This window comes from Thiorhodococcus minor, from assembly GCF_010820565.1.
GTDB lineage: Bacteria > Pseudomonadota > Gammaproteobacteria > Chromatiales > Chromatiaceae > Thiorhodococcus > Thiorhodococcus minor.
Genome location: NZ_JAAIJQ010000167.1, coordinates 1 through 4,743 on the forward strand (window position 1 = coordinate 1; position 4,743 = coordinate 4,743).

The 4,743-nt window shown below is 66.8% G+C and carries 5 protein-coding genes; 4 read left to right on the top strand and 1 reads right to left on the bottom strand.

The genetic code is table 11. The annotated features are described in order from the left end of the window. Positions 1–142: 142 nt before the first annotated feature. The 3 genes from G3446_RS25670 (at position 143) to G3446_RS25680 (ending at position 1,911) form a co-directional block, all read left to right on the top strand. The gene (locus G3446_RS25670; protein ID WP_342450248.1) at positions 143–841 is read left to right on the top strand and encodes an IS5 family transposase; all 699 of its coding nucleotides are present in this window, start codon (positions 143–145) and stop codon (positions 839–841) included. Between the two features lie 69 nt (positions 842–910). Further along, a complete protein-coding gene (locus G3446_RS25675; protein WP_164456511.1) occupies positions 911–1,375 on the top strand; it encodes a hypothetical protein in 465 nt (154 codons plus the stop codon). Further along, on the top strand, positions 1,303–1,911 hold the full coding sequence (locus G3446_RS25680; RefSeq protein ID WP_164456512.1) for a hypothetical protein: 609 nt from the start codon (positions 1,303–1,305) through the stop codon (positions 1,909–1,911). The genes G3446_RS25675 and G3446_RS25680 overlap by 73 nt, the downstream gene beginning before the upstream one ends. A gap of 119 nt (positions 1,912–2,030) precedes the next feature. On the opposite strand, the gene G3446_RS25685 is transcribed toward G3446_RS25680, so the two are convergent. Further along, a complete protein-coding gene (locus G3446_RS25685) occupies positions 2,031–2,813 on the bottom strand; it encodes an alpha/beta fold hydrolase (RefSeq protein WP_164456513.1) in 783 nt (260 codons plus the stop codon). A 132-nt stretch (positions 2,814–2,945) separates the two neighbouring features. On the opposite strand from G3446_RS25685, the gene G3446_RS25690 reads away from it, so the two are divergent. Beyond that, positions 2,946–4,682, top strand: coding sequence for a proline dehydrogenase family protein (locus G3446_RS25690; protein ID WP_164456514.1), 1,737 nt, complete (start codon positions 2,946–2,948; stop codon positions 4,680–4,682). The last annotated feature ends 61 nt before the right edge of the window (positions 4,683–4,743 follow it).

The window sequence follows — 4,743 nt, forward strand, 5'->3', positions numbered from 1 at the left end:
CACCCTGCTGACACAGGCCGTCCTCGCGCTTTCCGATGCCGTCGAGGCGGTACGGCCAGACCGACAATTTCCACGCCGCAATCCCGGCAAGCTCAAGCCTGGATTCCACCCGGCTTACTGCCGGGCGGCTTAAGTCCATGGCATTGGACGCGGGCGTCCCTGCTCACACCCACGCAAACGCATCGTCGATGCGATCCTGTACGTTGTGAAATCGGGCGATCAGTGGCGCATGCTTCCTAACGATTTTCCAGCATGGCAAACGGTTTACGATCATTTCAGCCGCTGGAGCAAGCGCGGTGTCTGGGAGGCCGCGCTCGATGCACTCAACACTCGGCGTCGCGCCAAGTGCGCGCGCGCCCCCAGCCCGAGCTACGGCATCATCGACTCACAAAGCGTCAAGACTCAGTACGCCAGCGAGGAGCGTGGTATTGATGTTGGCAAAAAGGTCAAAGGGCGCAAGCGCCACATTGTGGTCGATATTCTCGGCCATCTCCTACACGTCTCGGTGCATGCGGCCAACCACAACGATACCGTCGCGGCGTGTCCTGTGCTCGAGCGCGCAGCGGAGAAACACCCCACGATACGCGCTTTCTCCGGCGATGCAGGCTACCGTGGCATGGCGGTGAAGTCTGTCGATGAAGTCCTTGGGCTTGAGCTGCACATTTCGCAGAAAATCCAAGACCAATGGGCCGTGCTGCCCAAGCGCTGGGTGATTGAGCGCACCTTCGCCTGGCTCGGTCTGTTTCGACGCTTGAGCAAGGATGTCGAGATTCTTACCGCCACGGCCGAGAACATGATTCGCATCGCGATGCTGAAGAAAACGCTTGCAAATCGTGTCTGAGCTTTTTCCAGACAGACTCTGACGGATCACGGCCATCTGACGGGCGTCGCCTATCCCGACGAGCGGAGCGTGCTCGGCGTGATCGAGGCCTTCGGCGGCTATCCGGGGCTGGGTGGCTACTACCTCTGGGACGAGCCCTCTCTGGAGGACTTTTCCTCAGTCCGGCGGGCCGCGGAGATCATTCGCTCACATGACGGCGCACGCCTGCCCATGGTCGGCATGCTGCCGAGCTATGGACGCTATCGCTGGCCGAGAGAGTATCCGACGTTCGCGCGCCGGTTCATGCGCGTGGTCGATCCGGAGGTGGTGGCCTTCGATTTCTACGGGGTCCGTCAGACGACGCCGGATGGTCCGCCGACCGTGAATCCTTTTCTCTACCGGGATCTCCGGCTCTGGAGCGATCTGGCTCGGGAAGTCGACCGACCCTTGTGGCTTTATGGCTCGGCGGTCGGCTGGGGGCGATGGCCAGGCCGAGCCTTGCCACGCTGCGCTTTCAGGCGGCGACGGCCCTGGCCTATGGCGCGCGTGGTCTGATTTGGTTCATGGCGCGTGATTACAGCGGCGGTGCGGTGGATTTCACCGGAGGCGCCTTGGATGCTCGGGGCGACCCAGGCCTCCTGTACGACGATCTCAAGCAGGTCAACCAGTGGATGCGGGGGCTGGCGCCGGCCCTGATGACGCTGGAGGCGAGGGGCGTCATGCTGATCGATCCCGTGCCGAATTGGGCCGAGGTCTTCGTGCCTGGTTTCTCTGGGCTGACCTCGGCGCCGGCGAATCTGCTCTTGGCGGAGCATGAGGCCGCGGGGAGTGCGGATGGAGGAGACAGGTACCTCTGGGGCGTGAATCGGGACCTCGGGCAGCGAAGACTGGGTGAGCTGAGCTTCAGGTGTGCGGTGCAGCTTGGGGAGGTCGCGACCGATGGGACCGCTGAGGGTGCGTCCGAGCATCGGATCCAGCTCGGCGCAGGGGAGGGGAAGCTGCTGCGGATCTCACCGATGCCAGGCTGCGACTTGGATGGGCCGTCGGCGGGTCGCGAGCGTGCCCGCGTCATCTGGCGCACTGAGGGCTGAGGTCGAAGCGGTGAGACTTGTGGACGCTGTGCTGGGAGTGTCGGCCCTCAGGCCGACACCTGTTGACCTGGAGGCCGACACTCCCAGGGCTGGTCGAGCTCAGGCGTGGACCCGCCGCCTCATGAGATGCGCACCGGGCTGCGATAGAGCCACCCCTTGATGCCGCGGCGCTCGAAGGGGTGCCAGCTGTCTTCCGGCTGGGCGAGGCGGTCCGCGACGATGTAGAGGCTGAGCGGGCTCGAGGCGAGGCCGAGATGGCTGGACTCGACCTCGACGTTCTCGGTCTGGGGTCCCTCGCGGCCGACGCTGGCGGTCCAGGGCACGATGCCGTCGCTGCGGCTGTAGATCGAGGTGGTCGGGACCGGCGGTGCCTCGTCGAGCGGGCCGTGCTGCTCGGGCAGCCCCATGGTGTCCCCGGTCGCTGCTTCGTACATCCGCCAGATCTCGTCCGGCTTGTGCTCGCCCGCGAAGGGGGTACCGAGCGTGATCACCTGTCGGACCAGCTCCGGCGCTTCCTTGGCCATCTCACGTGCGTAGAGCCCGCCGAGGCTCCAGCCGACCAGGCTGACCTTGCGGTCGTGCGCGGCGTGGACCTGCTCGAGCCGCTTGAGGCAGCCGTTCAGGACGCCACCTCGGGGGCCGAGGTTGACACCCTGCTCCCAAGGGCTGGTGGCGTAGCCCAGGCTGGAGAGGTAGTAGCGCAGCGGCTGGGTGGAGAGGTCGCAGCCGAGCAGGCGCGGGAGCACGAGCACGGGGTGGCCGTCGCCCTTGGGGGCGGAGTAGAGGAAGGGCTGGGACGCGAAGAGGCTGGCGAATTCCAGGCCCGCGCGGGCCTCGAGGGCGAAACGGAAGGGAGCGGTGGCTTGCAGCCAAAAGGCGTGCGATTCGGAGAGTCTGTTCATTGCGTACTTCAACGAAACGGGAAGGGAGGATGTGAGCACGAGGCTCCGGGCGGATGTCGGGCGGATTCGGACGCTTGGCAAAGCAGGGCGAAAGGCCTACGTCATCGTCGATGCCATCGAATGGAGACGGCTATGAGATATCTCGCACCCGCTATTGTCGCGCATCCGGGCCATCGCGTCCTTACCCAAGCGCATCGTCAGGATGAAGCGGAGCGGGTCGCGGCGCTGCGGGAGCTGGTCGGGCTGGATGCCGAGCAGCGTGGGCGCATCCAGGCACGTGCCACAGCGCTGGCCGAGGCGGTGCGCCGCGAAGGCCCGGAGGGCGGCCTGGATGCCTTTCTCCATGCCTATGATCTCTCAAGCCGGGAGGGCGTGGCGCTCATGTGTCTCGCCGAGGCCCTGCTGCGCATCCCGGACAAGGAGACGCGCGATCGGCTGATTCGCGACAAGCTCGGGTCGGCCGACTGGGGCGGGCATCGGGAGGCGGGCGCCTCGCTGTTCGTCAATGCCTCGACCTGGGCGCTGATGCTGACGGGGCGGCTGATCGACTGGCACGATGCGCCGAGCGACGATCTGCTGGGCGCCTTGCGCCGCCGGCTGGAGCGCAGCGGCGAGCCCTTCGTCCGCGAGGCGGTGACCCAGGCGATGCGCATCCTGGGCCGCCAGTTCGTCATGGGACGCCGCATCGGGGAGGCGCTGGAGCGCGTCCAAGCCGACGAGCGCAGCCACGTTCGCCACACCTTCGACATGCTCGGGGAGGCGGCGCGAACGGCTGCGGACGCCGAGCGCTACCTGGAGCGCTACCTCAGCGCCATCGCCGCGGTCGGCAAGGCGGCCGGAGGGGTTGGGCCGGTGCAGGGGCCGGGCGTGTCCGTCAAGCTCTCCGCGCTGCACCCGCGCTTCGAGGTCGCGCACTACGATCGGCTGCGCGGCGAGCTGCTGCCGCGACTCGTCGAGCTGGCCCGCGCCGCCCGCGCGCAGGACATCGGTCTGACCATCGATGCCGAGGAGGCGGAGCGGCTCGACATTACGCTCGACATGGCCGCGCACCTCTGCGCCGAGCCGAGCCTGGCCGATTGGGAAGGGCTGGGGCTTGCGGTCCAGGCCTATCAGAAGCGCGCCTCGCCGGTCATCGACCTGGTGGCCGAGCTGGCGCGCGAGCACGGCCGCCGTCTACAGGTCCGGCTGGTGAAGGGGGCCTATTGGGACAGCGAGATCCGCGCCGCGCAGGTAAGCGGCTTGGAGGGCTACCCGGTTTTCACGCGCAAGGCCAATACGGATCTCAGCTATCTGGCCTGCGCGCGGCGTCTGCTGGCGCTCAGTGACCGACTGACTCCGCAGTTCGCGACCCACAACGCCCACACGGTCGCGGCCGTGCTGGAGATGGCGGGCGACAAGGATAGGATCGAGCTACAGCGGCTGCACGGCATGGGGCGGTCGCTGCACGCCCAGGTCGTCGACGGCGACCACGTCGCCTGCCGCGTCTATGCGCCCGTCGGCAGTCACGAGGAGCTGCTGCCCTATCTCGTCCGCCGCCTGCTGGAGAACGGCGCCAATGTGTCTTTCGTCAATCGTGTGCAGGACCGCTCCATCCCCATCGAGACGCTGATCTCGGATCCATTGGAGACGGCTGGGGCGGGGCACGCACGCGTCCCCTTGCCCCGGGCGCTCTTCGAGCCGGACCGGCGCAATGCGGCGGGCGTCGATCTGAGCGAGATGGAGGCCGTGCGCCGGCTCTCCGATGCCATGAGATCGCTCGAGCAGACCGATCTGCATGCCCGAGCCCTGATCGGCGGCGAGGCGCGGGGAGGGGATGGCCCTAACCCGGCAAAGCCGGAACCAAAGAGGGGCGGATCGTCTATCGTTTGAGTAAGCCCGCACACGGGAGTCAGACGATGAACCCCTTTGTTGAACAGCATCACGATGAGAT

Coding starts and splice junctions, on each gene's coding strand:
- G3446_RS25680 (WP_164456512.1), top strand. CDS start 1,303: ATGGCCAGGCCGAGCCTTGCCACGCTGCGCTTTCAGGCGGCGACGGCC.
- G3446_RS25685 (WP_164456513.1), bottom strand. CDS start 2,813: ATGAACAGACTCTCCGAATCGCACGCCTTTTGGCTGCAAGCCACCGCT.
- G3446_RS25690 (WP_164456514.1), top strand. CDS start 2,946: ATGAGATATCTCGCACCCGCTATTGTCGCGCATCCGGGCCATCGCGTC.